Raw genomic sequence first — 23,346 nt, forward strand, 5'->3', positions numbered from 1 at the left:
CCCTACGCTGGTGGGGTGACCACGCCGCCGTTCCCTGCCCCCACGCCCGCCGAGCTCGCCGTCGTATCGACCCAGCTCGGCCGTTCCGCCCGAGGTGTGGTGGGCATCGCGGCACGTTGCGTCTGCGGCAATCCGACAGTCGTGGCGACCACACCGCGCCTGCCGGACGGCACGCCGTTCCCCACGTTCTACTACCTCACGCACCCTGCAGCGACGGCCGCGATGTCGACCCTCGAAGCCACCCAGGTCATGCCTGAGCTCGCGGGCCTGCTCGCCGACGACGAAGACGTGGCCGCGGCCTATCTCGCAGCGCACGAGGCCTACCTGGCCGACCGTGCCCGGTTCGGCGAGGTCCCCGAGATCGACGGGATCTCCGCCGGAGGCATGCCCACGCGCGTGAAGTGCCTGCATGCCCTGGCCGGGCACTCCCTGGCGGCCGGTCCTGGCGTGAATCCGATCGGCGACGCGGCGCTTGCCCGTTCGTCGTGGTCTCCGGATGTCTGCCGCTGTGAAGACCCCGGCGCTGCCACCCGCGACGCGGCGGCTTCCACGGCATGACCGTCCGCCGGACGCTGCGCAGCGCTGCCGCCATCATGGTGGTCGCGGCGACCGTGCTGCTCATCGGGGCCTCGGCCACCCCACCGCCGATCCCGGACGACCCGGCCGACCCGGTGCGGGCCTCGGAGTACTGGCTCGACGGCGCGCGCATCCGCGAGGCGTGGCAGACCACGCGGGGCGAGGGCGTGACGATCGCCGTGATCGACACGGGCATCGCCAAGGTGCCCTCCGTCTTCGGCGATGCCGTGGTCGGCGGAACCGACGTGTCGGGAGCCGGTACCCCGGACGGACGCACCCCTCTGGGAGCGGTCGACGGCAATCACGGCTCCTGGGTGGCATCGCTCGCGGCCGGACGAGGTGCGCCCGACGGCACAGGGATGATCGGCGTGGCACCGGAGGCGAACCTGCTCTCGATCTCCGTCGGATTCGGTGCCGCCGCGACCGTGCCGTTCACGGAGCAGGTCGCGAAGGGCATGAAGTGGGCCGTCGACAACGGCGCCGACATCATCAATCTCTCCTTCACCACCAACACGCTCGATTGGGACGAGAGCTGGGATGAGGCATTCCTCTACGCCTTCCAGCACGACGTGGTGGTGGTGGTCGCGGCGGGGAACAGGGGGAGTGGCACGAACATCATCGGCGCCCCTGCGACCATCCCCGGCGTGCTGACGGTCGGTGGGGTCGATCAGACCGGCACGGCCAGTATCGAGGCGTCGACGCAGGGCATCACGATCGGCATCTCCGCACCCAGTGAAGGACTCATCGGCGTCTCGGCCGATGGGACGGTCACGCCGTGGCGTGGCACGAGTGGCGCCGCGCCGATCGTGGCGGGGGTCGCGGCGCTGATCCGCTCGGCGCACCCCGACATCAAGGCGATCGACGTGATCAACCGGATCATCAAGACCGCCATCCCGGTCCCCGACGCGATCAAGCCGCAGGACCCGCTCTACGGGTACGGGTTGGTGGACGCCGCCGCAGCGATCTCCGCGAATCTTCCCGCGGTGAGCGAGAACCCCATGGGAGATCTCGCCGAGTGGATCCGCGTCTTCCGCCGCGCACAGACGCAACCCCAGACGGTCGCGCCGGTGACCCCGGTCGCCGTCCCCCCTCTGCCGGCGGCCGATGCACCCACCGACCCCGGTTCACCGCTGCTTCCCAGCGCGGATTCACTGCGCTACGGTACCCTGCCGCTCATTGCGCTCACAGTCCCTGGTATCCTGATAGCGCTTGGCGTCACCGCTGCTGCCCGGCGCATCCGATCGGCGCGCATTTCCGTACGCCACACCCCCGACTCCGAGGAGTAGTTCTTCTGTGCCTCAGAACAGCACTGTGCCCAAGATCCTGATCGTCGGCGGAGGGTACGCGGGTTTCTACACCGCGTGGAAGCTCGAGAAGCACCTGCGCAAGGGCGAAGCCGACGTGACCATGGTCGACCCGCTGCCGTACATGACGTACCAGCCGTTCCTCCCCGAGGTCGCCGCCGGTTCCATCGAGGCCCGCCACTCGGTGGTCGCGCACCGCCGTCACCTCAAGCGCACCAACGTGCTCACCGCCAAGGTCACGAACATCAACCACGCCCAGAAGGTCGCGACCATCACGCCGCCGCTGGGCGAGCCGTACGAGTTCGCGTACGACCAGATCGTCGTCACCGCCGGTGCCGTGTCGCGCACCTTTCCGATCCCCGGCATCGCCGACAACGCGATCGGACTGAAGACGATCGAAGAGGCCGTCGCCATCCGCGACAAGGTCATGTCGAACTTCGACAAGGCCGCCTCGCTCCCGGCCGGCCCCGAGCGCGACCGCCTGCTGACGGTCGTCGTCGTGGGTGGTGGCTTCGCCGGCATCGAGGTGTTCGCCGAGCTGCGGTCGCTGGCGTCCTCGCTGGTGTCGAAGTACCCGCAGATCAGCTTCGACGACACGCACTTCCACCTCATCGAGGCGATGGGCCGCATCATGCCCGAGGTCTCGCTGCAGACCAGCGAGTGGGTCCTCAAGGACCTCGCCAAGCGCGGCGCGAACGTGCACCTCGACACGCAGCTCACAAGCGCGGTCGACGGAAACGTCGAGCTCTCCACGGGTGAGGTCATCCCGACCGACGTCATCGTCTGGACCGCGGGTGTCATGGCCAACCCGACCGTCGTGCGCGGTGGCGACCTGCCGGTGGAAGAGCGCGGTCGTATCCAGACCCGTGCCGACCTGCGCGTCGGTACCCCCGAGGCGTTCGTCGAGGGCGCATGGGCCGCCGGAGACGTCTCCGCTGTCCCCGACCTCTCGGGCGGTGGCGTCGGCGGCTTCTGCGTGCCGAACGCCCAGCACGCCGTCCGCCAGGCGAAGCTCCTCGCGAAGAACCTCGTGGCCGTGCTCCGGGGCGAGAAGCCCAAGGACTACTTCCACAAGAACCTCGGCGCCGTCGCAGGTCTCGGCCTGTACAACGGTGTCTTCCAGTCCGGCAAGATCGCCCTCAAGGGCTTCATCGCCTGGCTCGCGCACCGCGGTTACCACGGTCTGGCGATGCCCACGTGGGAACGCAAGTGGCGCGTGCTGTGGGGCTGGTGGAACAACCTGTGGCTCGGCCGCGACCTGGTGAACCTCGAGACGGTGCAGAACCCGCGCTACGTCTTCGAGGAGTTCGCCGCGCGACCGCGTCCGGCCGCTCCCGCCGCGCCCGTGGCCGATGCTCCGGCGAAGGCTGCTCCGGCTGAGAAGGCTGCCCCGGCGGACAAGGCTGCCCCGGCGGACAAGGCTGCGGAGAAGAAGCCCGCCGCCAAGAAGCCCGCCGCGAAGAAGCCGGCTGCGAAGAAGCCCGTCGCGGAGAAGACTCCCGAGACGGCGGAAGCAGCGGCGAAGTAACACTTTCCGCACGACGACGATCGGCTCCGAACGCACTGCGCTCGGGGCCGATCGTCGTCGTGTCGGCTGGCTCTGAGGCGACGCATAGGTGAGCCCGGTATCGTCACCCGGGCAAGGGGAGTACTCCCGAATGCGGCGACGTCGTCATTACGAGCTCGAGATCGTGCTCCGGCCCGCCGGCCTGTGAGGGTGGAGGAGACCTTGGCACCCGCATCGCGGGCTGCTGAGTGACCCTGCCGTCGTCCCGACGTCGTGGATCTCCGGTGGTCCGCACCACGAAAGGGACCACTCATGGGAAAGCTCTCCCGATTGATCGGAATGGCCTCCGAGGCGCTGGAGAAGAACGCCGCTTCCGGGCGCAGCGGTCACTCGACGGGCGGATCGCGCCCGCACGACCAATCCCGGTCGACGGACTGGAGCGGACTGCTGCGCGGCGCCGTCGACGCCGTTCGCGGGCAGGGGGATCCCGGGCAGCCTTCTCAGCCGGGTCGCGCGGCCGGTGAGCCGTACGCGCCGCCCGCAGCCCGTGACCCGTACGCGCCGCCCGCCGCCGGTGCGTCGCGGGCGTCGAGGTCCGTCACCGATGCCGATCGGGCGGCGATCGCCCGCTACGACTACCTCCTGCAGACGGCCGACCCGCAGCGCGTCGAGCAGATCCATCGTGAGGCCTTCGCCCGGCTCTCGCCGGAGCAGCGCTCGCTGGTGGAGGCCCGCATGCGGCAGGAGCTCGCCCCGGGCGAGCACCCGCGTTCCTCCTCCGCGGACGACCTCGCCAGGGCGGCGGGCCGCACCGAGGCCATGAATCCGGGACGCATGCGCGGCCTGCTGTCGCGTGTGCGGGGTGCCGGCGCCGGTGGTGCGGCAGTCGCCGCCGGCGGCGCGGCTGTCGGACTTCTCGGCGTCGTGGCCGGTGGCGCGGTGCTCAGCACGGTGGCCGGGCCCCTTCTCGAGCAGGCCGCGAACATCGGCGTCGACTTCGGCGCACTCGCGGAGGGCGTGGATGTCGAGTCGATCGCCGGAGGCGCGGGGGATCTGTGGGGCTCTGCCGGCGACACGGTCTCCGGGCTCGGAGAAGCGGCGAGCGGGTGGGGCGAACAGCTCGGCGACATCGGCATCCCCGGAATCGGCGACATCTTCGGACGTTGACCCCGCATGGTTCTCGCTGCTGCCACCGAACACGGCTTCACCGGCCTCACCGGATTCGCCGCCGACGTCCTCACCGCCCTCGGCGACGTCGGCGTGGGCGTGCTGGTCTTCCTGGAGGTGCTCATCCCGCCGATACCGAGCGAGGTCATCCTGCCGTTCGCGGGATACCTGAGTCAGAGCGGCTCCCTGAATCTCGGATGGTTGATCTTCTGGAGCACCGCGGCGTCGTGGCTGGGGGCGCTGCTGCTGTACTGGCTCGGCGCCGGGATCGGAATGGACCGCGCGGTGCGGATGCTCGCGGCCACGAAGCTGGTGAGTCGCTCGGACCTCGACCGTGGAACCGAGTGGTTCGTGCGCAGCGGTGCGTGGACCGTGCTGGTCGGGCGCATGGTTCCCGGCGTCCGCAGTCTGATCTCGATCCCCGCCGGAGCGTCCCGGATGAACCTCGTGACGTTCAGCGTCTACACGATCATCGGGAGCGGACTGTGGAATGCGCTCCTTCTCGGGGTCGGGGCGGCGCTGGGCAGCCAGCACGAGAAGCTGGAGCAGTACCTCGGCTACCTCGATTACGCCGTCTACTCGGCGATCGCGATCGCACTCGTGGTCCTGGTGGTTCGCCGGATGCGGGAGGCCGCGGGCGAACGGAAGGCGGTCGCACAGGGGGAGGACTGAGCGTCGACGTGCCCCCGCTGGGACTCGAACCCAGACTGAAGCGATTTTAAGTCGCCTGCCTCTGCCATTGGGCTACGGGGGCCTCCCGGTCAGCCTATCGCCGTGCTCGTCTGCGACGCGGTGCCGTCAGGAGTGAAACGGAGTCGGGTGAGGCCTTAGGGTGGGGGAGTGCTCGACCTCATCGACGAACTGAGCCCCGTCCATGGTGCGTCCGCGGTCGCCCCCGAGTGGGAGGACCCGGCCCGCTACTGGCCGCGCCTGTCCGCGGCGACAGGACACCTCCCGGCACCGGTGGCGGTGATCGACCGCGAGGCGCTCCGCTACAACGCGATGGACCTTCTGGTGCGTGCCGGTGGACTCCCGATCCGCGTCGCCTCGAAATCCGTCCGGGTGCGCTCGGTGCTCGACGCCGTGCTGAAGCTGCCGGGGTTCCGCGGCATCTTGGCTTTCACGCTGGAAGAGGCGCTCTGGCTCGCCGAGACCCACGACGACATCATGCTGGGCTACCCGACCGTGGATCGCGCGGGACTGGAAAGGCTCATCGCCGACGAGCAGGCCGCGCGACGTATCACGTTGATGATCGACGATCTAGTGCACCTCGACCTGATCGACAGTGTCGCCGTCCCGGGGTCACGTCCCGAACTCCGCGTCGCAATCGATGTGGATGCCTCCTGGCGGTCCTCGCTCCTCGGCCACATCGGAGTGCGCCGCTCCGCCCTGTTCAGTGCGGGCGAGGTCGCCGCTTTCGCCCGCAAGGTGGTCGCGCGCCCAGGGTTCCGCCTCGTCGGTCTGCAGATGTACGACGCGCAGATCGCCGGTCAGGGTGATGACGCCGGACCCGATGCTCCGCTCATCCGCATGGTGCAGGCCCGCTCTCGCAACGAGCTGCGTGAGCGCCGAGCCGAGATCGTCGCCGCGGTCGGAGCCGTCGCCCCCTTGGAGATCCTCAACGGTGGCGGAACGGGCTCGCTCGAGTTCACCGGAAGCGACGAATCCCTCACCGAGGCGAGTGCCGGGAGCGGCCTGCTCGGCGGACACCTCTTCGACGGCTACCGCTCGTTCCGGCCAGCACCCGCTTCCGCATTCGCGTTCGACGTGGTGCGGCGCCCTGCCGCCGACATCGCCACAGTGCTCGGAGGCGGATGGATCGCCTCCGGCCCCGCGGTGGCCTCCCGGCAGCCGCGTGCCGTGTGGCCGGAAGGGCTCCACACCCTCTCCCGCGAAGCCGCCGGCGAGGTGCAGACGCCGCTGCAGGGACCGGCTGCCGCGTCGCTGGGCGTGGGAGACCGCGTATGGTTCCGCCATGCCAAGAGCGGTGAGCCGGCAGAGCGCATCGAGAGCTATCACCTGATCTCGGGCGACGAGATCATCGACGAGCTGCCGACCTACCGCGGCGAGGGAAAGGCCTTCCTGTGACGAGAATCGGCGGCACCTGGCAGAACTGGGGCCGCTCGGCCTCCGTGCGACCGGTTCGTGTGGAGCGCCCGCGCAGCCCGGAGGGCGTGCAGCGTGCGGTGATCGCCGCGGTCAAGCACGGACTGCCCGTGAAGGCGGTGGGCGCCGGTCACAGCTTCACCGGCATCGCCATCGCGCCTGGCGTGCTGCTCGAGCTCGACGACCTGCAGGGCCTCGTCTCCGCCGACGCCGACACCGGCCGGGTGACCCTGCTCGCCGGAACGCGCCTGCATCGCATTCCCGGGCTGCTCGCGCCGTACGGGCTCGCGATGGAGAACCTCGGCGACATCGATCGCCAGTCCATCGCCGGCGCGATCTCCACGGGCACCCACGGCACGGGCGCGGGCTACGGTGGCCTCGCCACCCAGGTGGTCGGCGTCACGATGGTCACCGCCGCAGGCGAGTTCCTCCGGATCGACCAGGAGCACGAGAGCGAGCTCCTGCCCGCGGTGGCGCTGGGACTCGGTGCTCTCGGCATCATCGTCGACGTCACGCTCCAGTGCGTTCCCGCGTTCGTGATGCACGCCATCGACGAGCCGGTGCCTCTGGACGACGTGCTCGCCACCCTCGATGAGCGGGTCGCCGCATCCGACCACTTCGAGTTCTACTGGTTCCCGCATACGGATGTCGCGCTGACGAAGCGGCAGACGCGCCTTCCTGAGGCGACGGTCCGCAAACCGCTCCCGGTCGTCGGACGATGGATCGACGAGACGCTGCTCTCAAACGGCGTCTACCGCGTGGTGTGCGCGGCCGGCCAAGCCGTGCCGGCGATCACGCCGCCCTTCAGCAGGCTCGCGGTCAGGCTCACCGGAGATCGCGAGTACACCGAGCTGTCGCACCGCGTGCTCATCCAGAGCAGGACCGTGCGCTTCCGGGAGATGGAGTACGCGATCCCAGTCGAGAACGTCGTGGCGGCGTTCGAGGCGGTCAGGGCGCTCATCGCCCGGCGCGGGTGGCGGATCGAGTTCCCGATCGAGGTGCGTTTCGCCGCGGCCGATGACCGCTGGCTCTCCACGGCCCACGCGCGCCCGAGCGCGTACATCGCCGTGCATCGGTACTGGCGCGCTGACCCCACGGAGTACTTCGGAGCCGTGGAGGAGATCATGCACGAGTTCGGCGGACGTCCGCATTGGGGCAAGCTCCACACGCTGACCGCGGAGACCCTCCGGGAGCGGTACCCGCGCTTCGACGACTTCCTCGGACTGCGCGATCGGCTCGATCCGGATCGCCTGTTCGGCAACCGGTATCTCGAACGGGTGCTCGGCAGCTGAACGGTCCGCGGCCGTAGCCGCGCATGCCCAGTCCACGTGCAGACTGCGCGTCTAGGATGAGAGAAACACGAGGAAGGGTGGGCCTCTGATGGAATGGCTCGTGCCGGTACTGATCGTTGTCGGAGTGATCCTGCTCGTCGGCATCTATCTGTGGGCCACGTACAACTCGCTGGTGCAGCTGAATGTGCGCGTGGACGAGGCATGGAGCGGCATCACGGTGCAGCTCAAGCGACGAGCCGATCTCATCCCGAACCTCATCGAGACCGTCAAGGGCTACGCCTCCCACGAGAAGGCGGTCTTCGAGAACGTCACCCGTGCGCGTGCCGAGACTCTTTCGGCGGGCGGGCCTGGTGAAGCCGGTATCGCCGAGGGACACCTGCAGCAGGCTCTGCGCAGTCTGTTCGCGGTGGCCGAGGCATATCCGCAGCTGCAGGCGAGCACCAACTTCCTCCAGGTGCAGCAGGCTCTGGTCGACACCGAGGACAAGATCCAGGCCGCGCGTCGGTTCTACAACGGTGGTGTGCGCGAGCTGAACACCAAGATCAAAGTCTTCCCGAACAACCTGTTCGCCAAGGGACTGGGCTTCTCCGAGCGCGAGTTCTTCGAGGTGGCCGACAGCAGCGCGATCTCAGAGCCCCCGCGCGTGCAGTTCTGACGCACGGCACCTCTGACGCACGGGTCTGACCCGCGCACATCGTGACGCCCTCGGCTCACCACGGCGAGAGCACGAGATCGTCGGCGGTGAACGAGACGTCGCCACGGAGCGTCCAGGAGTCTGTGCGGTACGTCTTCGTCAGCTCGGCGCCGTCCAAGCCCGTCCCTGTCACGGTGACGACCAGCACCCCGCGGTCGGCCGTGAAGCCCGTCGGAGTGAGGGTGACGGCCGGAGTCTCCTCGACCCGGTAGCGGAACTCCTCGACCTCTCGGAACTCCGTCCCCCAGGGGATGCGCAGGCCGCAACCGTCCGGCACCTCGGTCCCGCGAACGGTGCAGGCCTCGACGATGTCGTCCACGTGGTCTTGCGCGACCGCCGTCGCCTCCGGGCGCAGCGTGGCATCGACCACGGTCGCGACCTCGGCGGCAGGCTCGACGGCTACCGTGCTCTCGCCTTCGAGAAGCGTCGACGGCGCCGCAGAGACCGTGTACATCGCGGGCAGGAGGGCGATCTCTTTCCCCGTGGGGAGAGCGGTGGTGCCGATCGCGACGGTAGCGCCGATGGTCGAGTCGACGGTCACCGTGCCGAGTCCCGACGAATCGACATGCCAGCGGCCGTCGACGACGTCGAGGGCGAGCACTGCGTCGTGGGATTCTCCTCCAAGCTCGAACGAGACCTCCACCGCCGCCGACGTGCTGCCACTGGCGTGCCGCACACGGGTGACCTCGGCGTCTCGGACCAGCGCGCTCGCGGCATCGAAGGCGTCCTGCGCGGTCTCTGTGACGACGATTCCGGTGGCTCGCACGGCATCGGTGTCGCCGGACTCCAGCGCGTGGAGATACTCGAGCGCCGCTTCCTCCGGGGTGGTCGACCGAGCGGAGGATTGCCAGAGCCACACGCCTGCAGCGAGCAGGACGACGACGGCCGCAGCGCTGCCGATCGCCCAGCGCCGCCGCACCTTGCTCATACGGCCCTGCTCATACGGCCCTGCTCATACGGGGCTTTCTCGCGGATGGAGATGGCGACGCACGGCCGGACCTGTTCCCGTGCCTGATGCCAGGGCCGCGTGAAGCGCCGTGGTGGCGTCGCCCCATCCCGACATCGAGATGTGCTCCAGACCCTGCCAGGCGGCGGCGAGTGCGAGTTCACGGGCGATCGGCTCCGCGTCGCCGGGACGCGCCTGCGGCTCCCACCACGCGGATTGCACCTGCAAGGTCGATGTGGCGCGATCGGCCTTGAGATCGACCCGCGCGACGATACGGTCGCCGACGAGCACAGGCAGGGAGTAGTAGCCGAAACGCCGCTTCTCGGCCGGCACGTAGATCTCGATGCGGTAGTCGAGGTCGAACGCGCGGAGCGCTCGGTCGCGGAACCACACCACCGGATCGAACGGCGTCAGGATCGCCGTGGCCTCGACCTTCCGGGGGAGCACCGCGTCTCGATACCGCCACGCGGGAAGTGGCCGACCGCCCCGGTCCCAGCCGCGCACCTGCACCGGAAGCAGCTCGCCCGCATCCACGAGCGATTCGATCGAGTGGGCGACGGCAGCTCGGTCGCGGATGCGGTGATAGTCGGCCAGGTCGGACTGGGTCGCTACGCCGCTCGATCGCGCCGCGCGTCTGGTCAGCTCGAGGATGGCTTCGGCGCGGGACACCTGCCGGGAGCGGATCGCGTCGGGAACGACATGCTCCGCGAGCGCATAGGTGCGCTCGAACCCGCGGCGTCCGCTGATCGCGACATCACCGGTGCGCCACAGATGCTCGAGGGCCAGCTTCACGTCGTCCCAGTCCCACCAGGTGCCGCGCTCGCGCGGCGCATCGTCGCGCAGATCGGCGGGGCGCAAGGGTCCGCGTGCCCGCAGCTCGTCGGTGACCCACTGCACGGTTCGGGCGTTGCTGCTCATCCAGGAGTCCGGCCCCGCCCACCGTCGGCGGAAGTCGTCCATCCGGAACCGCCACAGCGGCCAGTCCTCGAGCGGGATGAAGGTGGCCTCGTGGGCGAGGTACTCGACGTAGTGCGTGGTGCGGGAGAGGAAGATGCGATCGAGCAGGGCGGGATCGTACTCACCGAGTCGCGAGAACAGCGGGAGGTAATGAGACCGCGCGAACACGTTCACGGAGTCGATCTGCAGAACTCCGAGCCGGTCCATGACCCGATGCACGTGCCGCCCCGTGACGGTCGCCGGTCGCGCGCGGGTGAATCCCTGAGCGGCCAGCGCGATTCGACGTGCCTGGGTCGGGCTGAGGGTGTCTGTCACCTCGCCAGGGTAGCGTCGGGTGCGGACATCGCGCCCGGGAGCGGAAGGATGCGTTCGACGGCATACGCCATGACCTTAGACTTGGGCGATGAGCGACGACCAGCGACCACGGCTGCGTGACCTCTTCCGTCCGCGCCCGGTCTCCACCGACCGCACCGTGACGACCGAGGCAGATGAGGCAGTCCCCCTGTCGCTGCGGATCACCGCGAGCTACGCGTGGCGACTGCTCCTGATCGCGGCTGCCATCGGGGTGTTCATCTGGCTGGTGATGCTGCTGAAGCTCCTGGTCATCCCGCTCATGGTCGCCATCCTCATCACCGCCCTGCTGTGGCCGGCGTTCTCCTGGATGCTGCGCCGCGGACTCCCACGCTGGTTGGCGATCGCGATCTCGCTGATCGGCACCGCCGCCATCGTCACGGGCCTGATGTGGCTCGTCGTCTGGCAGGTGCGCGCACAGCTTCCCGACGTGCAGGAGCGCTCGACCGAAGCGTTCGATCAGTTCCAGGTGTGGCTGCACGACGGACCGCTCAACCTCTCGGACATGCAGATCGCCGACTACCTGCAGCAGGGTCTGGACCTCATCAGCGAGCAGGCGCAGGTGCTCTGGACAGGTGCACTCGCGATCGGCACGACCGTCGGTCACGTCGCGACGGGCGCCCTGCTCGCCCTGTTCATCCTCATCTGCCTGCTGGCCGACGGCGCGGGTATCTGGCGCTGGACCCTCAAGGTCTTCCCGCGTCGCGCACGTCCGGCCGTCGACGGCGCCGCCCGCAACGGCTGGACCACGATCGTGAACTACGCGCGGACGCAGCTGTTCGTGGCCACCATCGATGCGGTCGGAATCGGCCTCGGTGCCTTCCTGCTGCAGGTGCCGCTCGCGCTTCCCGTCGCCGTGCTGGTGTTCCTCGGTTCCTTCATCCCGATCGTCGGTGCCGTGGTGACCGGTGCAGTCGCCGTGTTCCTCGCCCTGGTGTACAACGGGCCGTGGATCGCGTTGTGGATGCTCGTCGTCGTGCTGGCGGTGCAGCAGATCGAGGGGCACATCCTGCAGCCGATCCTGATGGGCTCCGCGGTCAAGGTGCACCCGCTCGCCGTCGTTCTCGTCGTGGCCGGGGGAGCGATGATCGCCGGAATCCCCGGCGCCCTGTTCGCTGTCCCGCTGGCTGCCTTCGTGAATGTCGCCGCCGTGACCATCAGCTCGGGTTCCTGGCGCACCGGTGCCGGACCGAGCGGAGACCTGATCTGGAGCACAGTTCCGCGCGAGCGGAGAGGGAGGAATCGATGAGCGAAGTCCCCAGCCTGACCGAGTTCGAGCACGCCGCTCAGAGTCTGGCTGAGGTGATCTCGCACACGCCGTCGCTGCCGTCGCGGGCCCTCTCCGACATCCTCGGAGCACCCGTCCTGCTCAAGATGGAGAATCTTCAGCGCACGGGCTCCTTCAAGATCCGAGGGGCGGCCTACCGGCTGTCCAAGCTCAGCGCCGAGGAGCGCTCCCGAGGCGTGGTCGCGGCATCTGCGGGAAACCATGCGCAGGGTGTGGCCCTCGCAGCCCAAGCGCTCGGGATCCCGGCGACGATCTTCATGCCCTTGGGTGTCCCGGTGCCGAAGCTGCTCGCCACCCGCGGCTACGGAGCGGAAGTCGTGCTGGAGGGCGAGACGGTGGCGACCTCGCTGCGCCTCGCCGCCGAGTTCTCCGAGCGCACCGGTGCGGTGCTGATCCACCCGTTCGACCACCGCGACGTGGTGATCGGACAGGGCACGCTCGGGCTCGAGCTCCTGGAGGATGCGCCCGAGGTCGACACGGTGGTGCTCGGCATCGGCGGCGGCGGTCTGATCGCCGGGGTCGCCGCAGCGGTGAAGGCGCGTGCCGTCGAACTCGGCCGCACTGTCAGGATCATCGGTGTGCAGGCGGAGAACGCCGCCGCGGTGCCGCCCTCGCTCGAAGCCGGCGAGCCCGTCGACATCGTGACGAGGCCGACCATCGCCGACGGCATCCTGGTCGCGCGTCCCGGAGCGATCCCGTTCGACATCATCAAGGACCTCGTCGATGAGGTCGTCACGGTCTCCGACGACGATCTCGCGCGAGCCATCCTCATCCTCCTCGAGCAGGCGAAGGTCGTGGTCGAACCCGCCGGCGCCGCGGGTGTCGCCGCCATCCTCGCGGGCAAGGTGACGGCGACGGGCACCACCATGGCCGTGCTGTCCGGGGGGAACATCGATCCGCTCCTGCTGCAGCGCGTCGTCTCGCACGGACTCGCGGCTTCCGGCCGCTACCTCACGATCCGGATCCCGCTGCCCGATCGGCCAGGGCAGCTCGCCCGCGTGTCCGAGCTGATCGCCGAGGCGGGAGCGAACGTGATCGAAGCCATGCACACGCGTCACGGCCATGGTCTGCAGATCAGCGACGTGATCCTCGAGCTCAGCGTCGAGACACGCGGTCCTGAGCACTCCCAGCACACGCTCGACACACTTCGTCTGGCCGGCTTCGAACCCATCCTCGTCCCGGATTGACCGCGGCGGATCGCGCATACGGAAGCGCCCCCTCGTCCGAGTGGATGAGGGGGCGCTTCCGTATGGCGTCTCAGCCCGTGTATGTCTCGACGTTCACGATCTCGACGCTGATGTCGCGACCGTTGGGAGCCTCGTAGGAGGACTTCTCGCCGACCTTGAGGCCGAGGATGGCCTGGCCGAGCGGGCTGGCCTCGCTGTATACGTCGAGGTCGCTGCCTGCGGCGATCTCGCGGCTGCCGAGGAGGAAGACCTCTTCGCCGCCGGCGACCAGCGCGGTGACGACCGTGCCGGGCTCGACGATCCCGCGACTGGCGGGAGCCTCGCCCACCTTGGCGGTCTTCAACAGACCCTCCAGGGTGCGGATGCGGGCCTCCTGCTTGCCCTGCTCGTCCTTGGCGGCGTGGTATCCGCCGTTCTCCTTGAGGTCGCCCTCTTCGCGGGCCGCCTCGATGCGCTTGGCGATCTCGTCGCGGCCGACAGTGGACAGGTGCTCCAGCTCGGCGACGAGCCGGTCATACGCTTCCTGCGTGAGGAAGGGAACCTGAGCATCGGTGGACATGACGAAGCTCCTTCTTTCGAGATCCCTCCGGCATGCTGCGGGGGATATGCCAAGACGCCCCGGCACGGTGCCGGGGCGTCGTCTGTCTGGCACGAGTCTAGGCGACCCAGCAGGTGTTCACCAAACCTGTCGTGGCTTCCGCGACGGTCGGGATGGTGACGGAACGCGCCTGGGAGTGGCTGTCTCCGGCTTCGATCTCGACGATCTTCCAGCCGACGACGCCGAACTCCTCGTCGAGGGCTTCGACGGCGCAGATGACGTTCTTCCCCTGCACCCCGGTGACCTGGAAGGTGATGTTCACCGAGTGCTCGTCGACGAGTTCGAAACCCAGGTCGTCGGCGTCGACGGAGCTCATCGACTGAGTCACCGTCATCCAGCCGAAGGCGCCGAGCAGGATCAGGGCGATGGCACCGCCGATGATCCACGGCGTCCGCCGCCGTCGGGTTCGGCCATAGCGTTCGTCGAGGTCTTGTGCGGTCGTCACAGGGGCGTCTTCCGGTCGTTAGGCTGGTGTTACCAGGTTATGCGACCTGCGTACGAAAGGCCGATTCATGTTCTCTCTGTCCGAGACCCCGATGCCGACGCCCAGCATGACCGTCGATCCGGTGTCGGTCACCCCGGGCTTCGTCGGCTTCGCCGCGATCGTCGTGGTCGTGATCGCGGTGATCCTCCTGATCTGGGACATGAACCGTCGCATCCGCCGTGTCCGATACCGCGAAGAGGTGCGTGACGAGCTGGATGCCGAAGAGGCGGCGCGCGCTGCCGACGGCACCGCCGCACCCCAGACGAAGCCGTCGACCTCGGACGGGTCCGACACTCCTGAGGGCGACTCGCCTGGGCGCTGATCGACGGTTACGGCGCACCCAGCGAGGGTGACAGCGGCGCGAGGGCGATCAGCAGGCACGCCGTCCAGTGGCACAGGAACGCGAGCACCGTGCACACGTGGAAGATCTCGTGGAACCCGAAGTGTCCCGGCCAGGGGTTCGGCTTCTTGAGCGCGTAGACGATCGCGCCGCCCGTGTAGAGCAGACCGCCGACGATGACCAGCACCATCATCACGAAGTTCGCGTTCATCAGGTCGACGATGTACATCACGGCAGCCCAACCCAGCAACAGGTAGAGGGCGACGTAGAGCCAGCGCGGGGCGTTGATCCAGAAGACGCGGAAGAGGATGCCGACGAGTGTCCCGCCCCACACCAGGCACAGCAGCAATACGCCCTTCTGCGGCGGCAGGGCCAGCACAGCGAGCGGTGTGTACGTTCCCGCGATGAGCAGCAGGATGTTGGCGTGATCGATGCGCTTGAGCAGCACCTTCACCTTCGGGCTCCAGTCGATGCGGTGATAGAGCGCGGAGTTGCCGAAGAGGAGCATCGACGTGAGCATGAACACGGCGGATGCCCACTTCGCCGCGGCTCCCTCGGCCACCACGATCAGGACGATGCCGGCGACCACGGCCACCGGGAACGTGCCTGCGTGGATCCACCCTCGCCAGGTCGGTTTGACCTCGGTCGCCGCATCGGCGGCGGCTGCGTCCAGGAGGGGCAGCTGAGGGACGTCGGGACCGGCGTGCTCGGGAGTGCTCACACGCTCACTCTAAGCGGCCCCGCATACCGTTCACGGCACATATATCCAGCGTTCCCACACGGCGCGGAGGGCCGCGGCACGGTAGCGTAGATAGGTGATTCCACGCGAGAGCCCGGTGCGCGGGCCGCTGTACCGGCTCTACACGAGTCGGTTGCGTCGTCACCTCGACCCCGCACGTGTGCCGCACCACGTCGCGATGATGATCGACGGCAATCGCCGGTGGGCGCGTCAGCTCGGACTGGACACTCCCGCAGAGGGACATAGAGCGGGCGCGGCGAAGATGCGCGAGTTCCTGGAGTGGTGCGATGAGCTCGGTGTGCGGGTGGTCTCGCTCTACCTCCTTTCCAGCGACAATCTCCGGAAGCGGGATTCGGCGGAGCTCGCCGACCTCATCGAGATCATCGCGGAGCTCGCCGAGGCGCTGTCCCTCGAGGGGAACTGGAGGGTGAAGCACGTCGGACGCTCCGACATCCTCCCGCCGGAGCTCGCCCGCGTGCTCTCGGACGCCGAGGAGCGCACGAAGGACCACACCGGGCTGCATGTGAATCTCGCGGTCGGCTACGGCGGGCGCAACGAGATCGTCGACGCGGTGCGGAGCATCATCGCGAAGCACGAGGCGTCCGGCGGCACTCTCGAAGACCTCGCAGGCCACCTCACGCCCGAGATGATCGGCGAGCATCTGTACACCGGGGGTCAGCCCGACCCCGACCTCGTGATCCGCACCAGCGGAGAGCAGAGGCTGAGCGACTTCCTCCTGTGGCAGAGTGCGCACAGCGAGTTCTACTTCGTCGAGGCGCTGGGTCCTGACCTTCGCCAAGTCGACTTCCTGCGCGCGATCCGCGATTACGCCGATCGGGACAGACGCTTCGGGCGCTGACGCGGCGATGAGCCCCCGCGGACCCGTGCCACAATGACGCAGTGAGCACTTTCCAGGACTATGTCGACACCTTCGACAACGAGTCCGGCTACTTGAACTGGGCCGCCTTCGGTCCGCTGTCGCCGTCCATCCGTGAAGAGGTCTTCGCCGATGCCGACCTGCTGGCGAGCGGACGACCTTCCTCGCTCGCTCTCGTCGGGGAGCGTATCGGCCAGGCCCAGGATCTCGTCGCCGAGCTGCTGGGTGCCGATGCCGCCGACGTCACGCTGCAGCCCTCTTCGACGCACGGGCTCATGCACGCGCTGTTCGGTCTCTCGGGGGGAGTGATCGCGAGCACTGCCGAGTTCCCGAGCGTGAGCCTGACGGTGGAGCGCGCGTCGACGGCATCGCATCACGACGTCACGCCGCGCTGGATCACCCCCGACGACGGACGCGTGACACCTGAGGTGGTGACGGGCGCTCTCGACGACGAGGTGGTCGCACTCGCCGTGAGCCACGTCGACTTCCGCACGGGATTCCGTGTCGATCTCGCCGCCCTCCGCGAGGCTATCGGACCCGATCGGCTGCTCATCGTGGATGCCGTCCAGTCGTTCGGGGTGATCGACGGCGACTACTCTGCGGCGGACGTGGTGGTCGGACACGGCTACAAGTGGCTCCGAGCCGGTCGCGGGAGCGCGTTCGCATGGTTCTCGCCCCGCGCGCGCGAGCGCATCACCCCGGTGCTCTCCGGGATCACCGGCACGACGTCTCCTGGCCTGTTCGTCGATGAGCTGCCCGCGCCCGCGCCGTCCGCCCGAGCCTTCACCGTCAGCCAGCCGGACACGCTCGCAGCTGGGCGGCTCGCGATCGGGGTGCGGGACGTCCGGGACGCCGGTGTGGCGGCCATCGAAGACCGGCTGGCCGAGAACGTCGACACCGTCATCGAGATCGCTGACCGTCACGGCATCGAGGTGAGCTCCCCACGCGAACGCCATCAGCGTGCCGGCATCGTGTCGCTCGCACCGGAGGAACCAGGGCGCCTGGCCGCCGCCCTCGCGAACGCCGGGATCGTCGTGACAGCGCGCGGGTCTGCGGTGCGGATCGCTCCGCATGCGGGCACCGACGCCGCGAGCTTCGAACTCCTCGACGATGCCCTGCGCACATTCGGCCACGAGACGTTCATCAGCGCGTAACGAATCGCTGGCGTGTCGAATTCGGGTTAATCACCCGCGCGGTCGTACGTTCTAGGCATCGGGCAAGGCGCCCGTTCGGGTCGGCCTCAGGTTGACGACTCGTGACCCCCTGGTCGACTCGTTCGAACTACCGGGATTCCCCGGGTCGGGAGTGGGTCGTGACCACACGTACAGCGCAGCAGGCCACCAGCACCGCGCAGCAGTCCACCCGTAAGACGACGAGGCGAGCATCCTCCGCTGATCCGGATCAGGATCTGCGCACGTATGTCCTCGACACGTCCGTCCTGCTGAGCGATCCGCAGGCGTTCTTCCGGTTCGCCGAGCACTCCGTCGTCATCCCGGTCGTCGTGATCACCGAGCTCGAAGGCAAGCGCCACGACCCGGAGATCGGCTACTTCGCACGGCAGGCCCTTCGGCATCTCGACGATCTGCGGATCGAGCACGGACGCCTCGACTTCCCCGTCGAGGTCGGCGAGGGCGGCACGCTGCGCGTCGAGCTCGCGAACACCGACTCCTCGGTGCTCCCCGCAGGCATCCGCCTCAGCGACAACGACACCCGCATCCTCTCCGTGGCGATGCACCTCGCGCAGGACGGGCAGGACGTCACGATCGTGTCCAAGGACCTGCCCATGCGTGTGAAGGCCGCCTCTCTGGGCCTGCGCGCCGAGGAGTACCTCGCCGAGCAGGCGGTGGACTCCGGGTGGACGGGCATCTCAACGCTCGACCTCTCCGGCGACGACATCGCCGACCTCTACGAGAGCGAGGTCGGCCTCAGCGAGCAGGCTCGGGGTCTCCCGGTGAACACCGGCCTGATCATCCACTCCGAGCGAGGCTCGGCACTCGGTCGTGTCACGGGCGAGGGCGAGTACCGACTCGTGCGCGGCGACCGGGACATCTTCGGCATGCACGGGCGCTCGGCGGAGCAGCGCATCGCGATCGACCTGCTGCTCGACCAGGAGGTGGGGATCGTATCGCTCGGCGGGCGCGCGGGCACCGGCAAGTCGGCGCTCGCGCTCTGCGCCGGACTCGAAGCGGTGCTGGAGCGGCAGCAGCAGAAGAAGATCATCGTGTTCCGGCCGCTGTTCGCCGTGGGCGGGCAGGAGCTCGGCTACCTTCCGGGCGACCAGGGCGAGAAGATGGGGCCTTGGGGGCAGGCGGTCTTCGACACGCTCGGCTCGGTGGTGTCCGGCAACGTGATCGAGGAGGTCGTCGAGCGCGGACTGCTCGAGGTGCTCCCGTTGACCCACATCCGCGGACGGTCGCTGCACGACGCGTTCGTGATCGTCGACGAAGCCCAGTCGCTCGAGCGGAACGTGCTCCTGACGGTGCTGAGCCGCATGGGACAGAACTCGCGCGTGATCCTCACCCACGATGTCGGCCAGCGCGACAACCTCCGGGTGGGCCGTCATGACGGCATCGCCAGCGTGATCGAGACGTTGAAGGGACATGAGCTCTTCGGACACGTGACCCTGACCCGGTCGGAGCGTTCGGCCATCGCAGCCCTCGTCACCGAGCTCCTGGAGGGTGGAGAGCTCAGCTGACGGCGGAAACAGCGGATGCCGCGGGACCCCTCGCGGCATCCGCTTCTTCGTGCCCGGGCTCCGGCGCAGCGCCGTCCACCTGCATGAACATCGTCCGCCTGCATGAGGATTCGGCGTCTCGGGGTCATGCGTTCGTCGGATCTTCATGCATTCGAGACGCGGGAGCGGAGGGCGCGGCCTGCACAGAGCCGCGTTCTGCGCGTGTCTACACCGATCGTGTGCCGGCGGACTTCTGGAGAGCGCGCGTGAGCCCAGAATCGAAAGATGATCGACGTCAACGTGCTCCTCGGACGCCTGGGAGGGGTCGCGCGGGGCACCCGGCTCCAGGCTTTCGGATGCTCGCGATCGCGGCTGGGCGCGGAGTGCAGGGCAGGCCGAATCGTCAGAGTGCGTCCTGGTGTGTTCGCATCTCGAGGAGCAGCGTCCGAGGTGGTCACGGCAGCTGCTCACGGGGGCGCCGTCACGTGCGGGAGTGCCTTGAGGATCCGCGAGGTGTGGACGCTGGAGTCACCGAAGGAGGTTCATGTCTGGATGGGGCTCGGTGGGCGACGGCATCATCCGAAGCAGTGCGGCTGCGTCGGCCACTTCACCCGCGGACGCATGGACGTCGGCATCGCTCCGATCGAGGTCGCGCTGACACATGCCTACGCCTGTTACGGGGAGGAGTTCTTCTTCGCCGCGTACGAGTCGGCATGGAACAAGCGGATGCTGACTGCTGCGGCGCGTGCGCGCGTGCGCTCCGCCCTTCCCGCGACGGCGCGCTGGCTCGTCGACTTCGCACGTCCGGACGCGGAGAGCGGCCTGGAGTCCCTGGTGCGGTTGAGGCTCCATCTGATCGGAATCCAGGTGCGCACGCAGGTGGTTGTCGACGGCGTCGGGCGGGTCGACTTCGTGATCGAGGGCCGTGTCATCCTCGAGGCAGACGGTCGCGAGAATCACGAGGGCGCTGCCGAACGGCATCGGGATCTCATGCGAGACGCGGTGGCGTCCGACCTCGGCTTCGAGACGCTCCGCTTCGACTACTCGATGATCTTGTACTCGTGGGACGTGGTCGCGGCAGCGATTCTGGCGGCGCTCGCGCGGGCGCGCTCGTGAACTGCTGCACCTGCATGAAGCGATGCCGCATGCATGAGCGGTCCTGCCGGAGGCTCATGCATGCGTCGACTGGTCATGCATTCGCACTCCGACGCGGGACGCGGCCTCCGGAAACAGCGGATGCCGCGAGGATCGAGTCCTCGCGGCATCCGGTTGCAGGCGGGTCAGCCCGCGTGCGTCATCGAGAGCAGGTCGAGCTTCTCGTCGAGCTGCTCGAGGGTGAGCTCGCCGCGCTCGACATAGCCGAGGTCGATCACGGCGTCTCGCACGGTGATGCCCTTGGCGACCGAGTGCTTCGCGATCTTCGCGGCCGCCTCGTAGCCGATCAGCTTGTTCAGCGGCGTCACGATCGACGGGCTCATGCCCGCGAAGGCCGCCGCCCGCTCGAGGTTCGCCTGCAGGCCGTCGATGGTCTTGTCGGCGAGCACGCGCGAAGCGTTCGACAGCAGACGGATCGACTCGAGCACCGCGGTGCCCATGACGGGGATCGCGACGTTCAGCTCGAAGGAACCGGAGGCTCCGGCCCACGCGACCGTGGCGTCGTTGCCGATCACACGCGCGCACACCATGAGCACGGCTTCGGGGACGACCGGGTTCACCTTGCCGGGCATGATCGACGACCCCGGCTGCAGGTCGGGGATGTGCAGCTCGCCGAGACCGGTGTTGGGGCCGGAGCCCATCCAGCGCAGGTCGTTGTTGATCTTGGTGAGCGAGACCGCGATGGTGCGGAGAGCTCCGGACGCCTCGACCAGACCGTCACGGTTGGCCTGTGCCTCGAAGTGGTCCTTGGCCTCGGTGATGGGAAGCTCGGTCTCGGCCGCGAGCAGCGCGATGACCTTCTGCGGGAAGCCGAGCGGCGTGTTGATGCCCGTGCCGACGGCGGTGCCGCCCAGCGGGACCTCGGCCACGCGGGGGAGGGCGGACTGCACGCGCTCGATGCCCAGACGGATCTGACGCGCGTAGCCGCCGAACTCCTGGCCGAGGGTCACGGGCGTCGCGTCCATGAGGTGCGTGCGGCCGGACTTGACCGCGTCCTTCCACAGCTCCGCCTTCGCCTCGAGAGCGACGGCGAGGTGGTCGAGGGCGGGGATGAGGGTGTCGATGAGCGCCTGGGTGACCGCGATGTGCACCGAGGTCGGGAACACGTCGTTCGACGACTGCGAGGCGTTCACGTGGTCGTTGGGGTGCACGGTCGAACCGAGGATGCGCGTGGCGAGCGTCGCGAGCACCTCGTTCATGTTCATGTTCGAGGAGGTGCCGGAGCCGGTCTGGTAGGTGTCGACCGGGAACTCGCCGTCGTGCGCGCCGGAAGCGACCTGGTCGGCGGCCTGGGCGATGGCGTCGGCGATGGCGCCGTCGAGGGTGCCGAGCTCCTTGTTGGCGAGTGCTGCTGCCTTCTTGATGCGAGCGAGGGCGGCGATCTGCGTCGACTCCAGCCCCTTGCCCGAGATCGGGAAGTTCTCCACGGCGCGCTGCGTCTGAGCGCCGTAGAGCGCATTCACGGGCACCCGCACCTCGCCCATGGTGTCGTGCTCGATGCGGTAGTCCTGCTCGGTCATTCCGAACCCTCCTTGGTTGCGGGGTCGTTCCCCTGGATAGCGTCATCGGTGTCGATGCCGACCGTGATCACGGGCACGGCCGTGCCCTCGGCCAGACGGTAGTTCGCGCCGACGATGCCGAGGCGACCGGCCGCGACGGCATCGCTGATGATCTCGGACGACTGCAGCAGATCGTTCACCGTGTTGCGCAGGTGCTCGATGCCGACCAGTTCCGAGTCGATCTCGGCGACGGTGGTGCCTCCGCTCTCCGCCAGCACCTTGCGCGCGGCCGGCACGATCGGGGCGATCAGCTTCCAGATGTGCGGCGGCAGGGGAGCGGCGTCGATGGCAGTGCCGTCGATCGCTGCGCGTACAGCACCGCAGGAGTCATGCGCCAGGACCACGATCAGAGGCACCTCGAGCACGGCGACGGCGTACTCCAGGCTTGCGACGATCGACTCGCCGATGACCTGCCCGGCATTGCGCACCACGAACAGGTCGCCGAGTCCGAGGTCGAAGATGATCTCTGCGGCGAGGCGGGAGTCGGAGCAGCCGAACAGCGTGGCGACCGGGTGCTGCGCGGCGGTGAGATCCTTGCGGCGCGCGACGTCCTGGTTCGGATGGCGGGGCGCGTCCTGTACGAAGCGGCGGTTGCCGTCCTGCATCTGCGTCCAGGCGGCGGCGGGGGTGAGCGGGTGCGTCATGGGGTCTCCGAGATGGTGCGGATCTGCGGGATGAGGCTTTCGGCGAGTTCGGCGGTGGAGTCTGCCGACCGCGAACCGTAGAGGAGGATGTAGTCTTCGCCGGCCTGTGTGCCGATGGCGTACGTGACGTTGGCGTTCGACTCCGCGCTACCGGGCTTGTAGACGTCCCAGTCCAGTCCGCCGATGCGCACCGTGTCGGTTGGCGCGGTACCGTTCAGGCGCTGAGGTGCCCAGGACGAATCGGCGCCGAAAGCCTGGTCCACCTTGATGAACCCGCGCTCGGTGTCCGACTTCGGGGCGAGGGTGACCTCCCAGACGACGGTCGCTCCGCCCTGCATCTCCGCGCCGTTCGCGCGCCAGAAATCGCCCAGTTCCGGGACGAGGACGGGGCGATCCATCGAGGACTCCACCCCTTCGGCCACTGCGGCCACGTCGAGGGGCTTCTGTTCGACGGGCGCGCCACGGGGGACGGCGAAGATGATGACGGCGACCACGGCGAGGGTCACCAGCAGTGCGGCGACGAGATTGCGCACCGTCTGGCTCGACCGGTACGCCTTGCTGGATGCAGCCTTCCTGGCGGCCGTCTCGTCGGGCGTCTCCGGACGACCGAGCTCCGCGATGATCGGGGGCTGCTTGCTCATGATTCTCCGGCGTGATCGGCATCGGATGCGGCAGCGCGGGCGGCGTCCAGTCGGCGCTTCGCGCCCAGCAGCCATTCCTCGCAGCGGGCGGCGAGAGCCTCGCCGCGTTCCCAGAGAGCGAGGGAGTGCTCGAGGGTGGGGGAGCCCTGTTCGAGCTCGGCCACGACCTTGACGAGTTCGTCACGGGCCGCCTCGAACGACAGCGTGTCCACGGGGGTGTCGTTCAGGGCGCTCACTCCTCCATCTTACGTCGTGCGTCG

The 23,346-nt window shown here is 68.6% G+C and carries 24 protein-coding genes and 1 tRNA gene; 15 read left to right on the top strand and 10 right to left on the bottom strand.

Translation table 11 applies throughout. From position 1 onward, the window contains the following. The first annotated feature begins 15 nt into the window (after positions 1 to 15). The 5 genes from RN51_RS03805 to RN51_RS03825 all read left to right on the top strand — a co-directional run bounded on the left by RN51_RS03805 (position 16) and on the right by RN51_RS03825 (position 5,226). Entirely contained in the window at positions 16 to 558 is a 543-nt protein-coding gene (locus RN51_RS03805; protein WP_045262717.1) for a DUF501 domain-containing protein, read from the top strand. Further along, positions 555 to 1,862 carry a S8 family serine peptidase gene (locus RN51_RS03810; RefSeq protein ID WP_045262718.1) on the top strand — a complete coding sequence of 436 codons (1,308 nt, stop codon included), beginning with the start codon at positions 555 to 557 and terminating at the stop codon, positions 1,860 to 1,862. The genes RN51_RS03805 and RN51_RS03810 overlap by 4 nt, the downstream gene beginning before the upstream one ends. A gap of 25 nt (positions 1,863 to 1,887) precedes the next feature. Next, positions 1,888 to 3,408 carry an NAD(P)/FAD-dependent oxidoreductase gene (locus tag RN51_RS03815; RefSeq protein WP_045262808.1) on the top strand — a complete coding sequence of 507 codons (1,521 nt, stop codon included), beginning with the start codon at positions 1,888 to 1,890 and terminating at the stop codon, positions 3,406 to 3,408. Positions 3,409 to 3,699: 291 nt separating this feature from the next. After that, on the top strand, positions 3,700 to 4,554 hold the full coding sequence (locus RN51_RS03820; protein WP_045262719.1) for a hypothetical protein: 855 nt from the start codon (positions 3,700 to 3,702) through the stop codon (positions 4,552 to 4,554). 6 nt (positions 4,555 to 4,560) lie between these two features. Then, positions 4,561 to 5,226, top strand: coding sequence for a DedA family protein (locus RN51_RS03825; RefSeq protein WP_045262720.1), 666 nt, complete (start codon positions 4,561 to 4,563; stop codon positions 5,224 to 5,226). A gap of 9 nt (positions 5,227 to 5,235) precedes the next feature. Here the strand turns inward: RN51_RS03825 and RN51_RS03830 are convergent. Next, a tRNA-Leu gene (locus RN51_RS03830) sits at positions 5,236 to 5,308 on the bottom strand. 86 nt (positions 5,309 to 5,394) lie between these two features. Between RN51_RS03830 and RN51_RS03835 the strand changes: the two genes are divergently transcribed. The 3 genes from RN51_RS03835 to RN51_RS03845 all read left to right on the top strand — a co-directional run bounded on the left by RN51_RS03835 (position 5,395) and on the right by RN51_RS03845 (position 8,607). Continuing rightward, positions 5,395 to 6,642, top strand: coding sequence for an alanine racemase (locus tag RN51_RS03835; protein ID WP_045262721.1), 1,248 nt, complete (start codon positions 5,395 to 5,397; stop codon positions 6,640 to 6,642). Beyond that, positions 6,639 to 7,952, top strand: a complete 1,314-nt coding sequence (locus RN51_RS03840; RefSeq protein WP_045262722.1) for a D-arabinono-1,4-lactone oxidase — start codon at positions 6,639 to 6,641, stop codon at positions 7,950 to 7,952. The genes RN51_RS03835 and RN51_RS03840 overlap by 4 nt, the downstream gene beginning before the upstream one ends. 88 nt (positions 7,953 to 8,040) lie before the next feature. After that, entirely contained in the window at positions 8,041 to 8,607 is a 567-nt protein-coding gene (locus RN51_RS03845; RefSeq protein WP_021199536.1) for a LemA family protein, read from the top strand. Between the two features lie 55 nt (positions 8,608 to 8,662). On the opposite strand, the gene RN51_RS03850 is transcribed toward RN51_RS03845, so the two are convergent. Next, positions 8,663 to 9,574: a hypothetical protein gene (locus RN51_RS03850; protein ID WP_045262723.1), complete on the bottom strand. Its 912-nt coding sequence runs from the start codon at positions 9,572 to 9,574 to the stop codon at positions 8,663 to 8,665. A 24-nt stretch (positions 9,575 to 9,598) separates the two neighbouring features. Continuing rightward, a complete protein-coding gene (locus tag RN51_RS03855) occupies positions 9,599 to 10,864 on the bottom strand; it encodes a winged helix-turn-helix domain-containing protein (RefSeq protein ID WP_045262724.1) in 1,266 nt (421 codons plus the stop codon). An 88-nt stretch (positions 10,865 to 10,952) separates the two neighbouring features. Between RN51_RS03855 and RN51_RS03860 the strand changes: the two genes are divergently transcribed. Together RN51_RS03860 and ilvA are read left to right on the top strand one after the other, a co-directional pair. Further along, a complete protein-coding gene (locus tag RN51_RS03860; RefSeq protein WP_045262725.1) occupies positions 10,953 to 12,149 on the top strand; it encodes an AI-2E family transporter in 1,197 nt (398 codons plus the stop codon). Beyond that, positions 12,146 to 13,375: a threonine ammonia-lyase gene (gene ilvA / locus RN51_RS03865; protein ID WP_045262726.1), complete on the top strand. Its 1,230-nt coding sequence runs from the start codon at positions 12,146 to 12,148 to the stop codon at positions 13,373 to 13,375. Before RN51_RS03860 ends, ilvA begins: the two co-directional genes overlap by 4 nt. 70 nt (positions 13,376 to 13,445) lie before the next feature. Here ilvA and greA read toward each other — a convergent pair whose 3' ends face one another. Together greA and RN51_RS03875 are read right to left on the bottom strand one after the other, a co-directional pair. Continuing rightward, positions 13,446 to 13,934, bottom strand: a complete 489-nt coding sequence (gene greA, locus RN51_RS03870) for a transcription elongation factor GreA (RefSeq protein ID WP_045262727.1) — start codon at positions 13,932 to 13,934, stop codon at positions 13,446 to 13,448. Between the two features lie 97 nt (positions 13,935 to 14,031). Further along, entirely contained in the window at positions 14,032 to 14,418 is a 387-nt protein-coding gene (locus RN51_RS03875) for a DUF4307 domain-containing protein (RefSeq protein WP_045262728.1), read from the bottom strand. A 67-nt stretch (positions 14,419 to 14,485) separates the two neighbouring features. Between RN51_RS03875 and RN51_RS03880 the strand changes: the two genes are divergently transcribed. Next, positions 14,486 to 14,779 carry a hypothetical protein gene (locus RN51_RS03880; RefSeq protein WP_045262729.1) on the top strand — a complete coding sequence of 98 codons (294 nt, stop codon included), beginning with the start codon at positions 14,486 to 14,488 and terminating at the stop codon, positions 14,777 to 14,779. A gap of 7 nt (positions 14,780 to 14,786) precedes the next feature. Here RN51_RS03880 and trhA read toward each other — a convergent pair whose 3' ends face one another. Next, on the bottom strand, positions 14,787 to 15,518 hold the full coding sequence (gene trhA / locus RN51_RS03885) for a PAQR family membrane homeostasis protein TrhA (RefSeq protein ID WP_045262730.1): 732 nt from the start codon (positions 15,516 to 15,518) through the stop codon (positions 14,787 to 14,789). A 97-nt stretch (positions 15,519 to 15,615) separates the two neighbouring features. On the opposite strand from trhA, the gene RN51_RS03890 reads away from it, so the two are divergent. The 4 genes from RN51_RS03890 (at position 15,616) to RN51_RS03905 (ending at position 20,203) form a co-directional block, all read left to right on the top strand. Further along, positions 15,616 to 16,395: an isoprenyl transferase gene (locus tag RN51_RS03890; protein WP_045262809.1), complete on the top strand. Its 780-nt coding sequence runs from the start codon at positions 15,616 to 15,618 to the stop codon at positions 16,393 to 16,395. 41 nt (positions 16,396 to 16,436) lie between these two features. Further along, the gene (locus RN51_RS03895; protein WP_045262731.1) at positions 16,437 to 17,567 is read left to right on the top strand and encodes an aminotransferase class V-fold PLP-dependent enzyme; all 1,131 of its coding nucleotides are present in this window, start codon (positions 16,437 to 16,439) and stop codon (positions 17,565 to 17,567) included. Between the two features lie 158 nt (positions 17,568 to 17,725). After that, positions 17,726 to 19,108 carry a PhoH family protein gene (locus tag RN51_RS03900; RefSeq protein WP_045262732.1) on the top strand — a complete coding sequence of 461 codons (1,383 nt, stop codon included), beginning with the start codon at positions 17,726 to 17,728 and terminating at the stop codon, positions 19,106 to 19,108. A 492-nt stretch (positions 19,109 to 19,600) separates the two neighbouring features. Then, positions 19,601 to 20,203, top strand: a complete 603-nt coding sequence (locus tag RN51_RS03905; RefSeq protein ID WP_231579206.1) for a DUF559 domain-containing protein — start codon at positions 19,601 to 19,603, stop codon at positions 20,201 to 20,203. Positions 20,204 to 20,367: 164 nt separating this feature from the next. On the opposite strand, the gene RN51_RS03910 is transcribed toward RN51_RS03905, so the two are convergent. Genes RN51_RS03910 through RN51_RS03925 form a run of 4 tightly spaced genes read right to left on the bottom strand, consistent with a single transcriptional unit; the run spans position 20,368 to position 23,322 of the window. Beyond that, positions 20,368 to 21,762 (bottom strand): class II fumarate hydratase, encoded by a 1,395-nt coding sequence (locus RN51_RS03910; protein ID WP_045262734.1) that lies wholly within the window; start codon positions 21,760 to 21,762, stop codon positions 20,368 to 20,370. Then, on the bottom strand, positions 21,759 to 22,445 hold the full coding sequence (locus RN51_RS03915) for a carbonic anhydrase (protein WP_045262735.1): 687 nt from the start codon (positions 22,443 to 22,445) through the stop codon (positions 21,759 to 21,761). Before RN51_RS03915 ends, RN51_RS03910 begins: the two co-directional genes overlap by 4 nt. Beyond that, positions 22,442 to 23,086 carry a DUF4245 family protein gene (locus RN51_RS03920; protein WP_045262736.1) on the bottom strand — a complete coding sequence of 215 codons (645 nt, stop codon included), beginning with the start codon at positions 23,084 to 23,086 and terminating at the stop codon, positions 22,442 to 22,444. Before RN51_RS03920 ends, RN51_RS03915 begins: the two co-directional genes overlap by 4 nt. Further along, positions 23,083 to 23,322 (bottom strand): exodeoxyribonuclease VII small subunit, encoded by a 240-nt coding sequence (locus tag RN51_RS03925; protein WP_045262737.1) that lies wholly within the window; start codon positions 23,320 to 23,322, stop codon positions 23,083 to 23,085. Before RN51_RS03925 ends, RN51_RS03920 begins: the two co-directional genes overlap by 4 nt. Positions 23,323 to 23,346: the final 24 nt, after the last annotated feature.

The sequence above is a fragment of the Microbacterium oxydans genome, from assembly GCF_000956405.1.
Classification (GTDB): domain Bacteria; phylum Actinomycetota; class Actinomycetes; order Actinomycetales; family Microbacteriaceae; genus Microbacterium; species Microbacterium oxydans_C.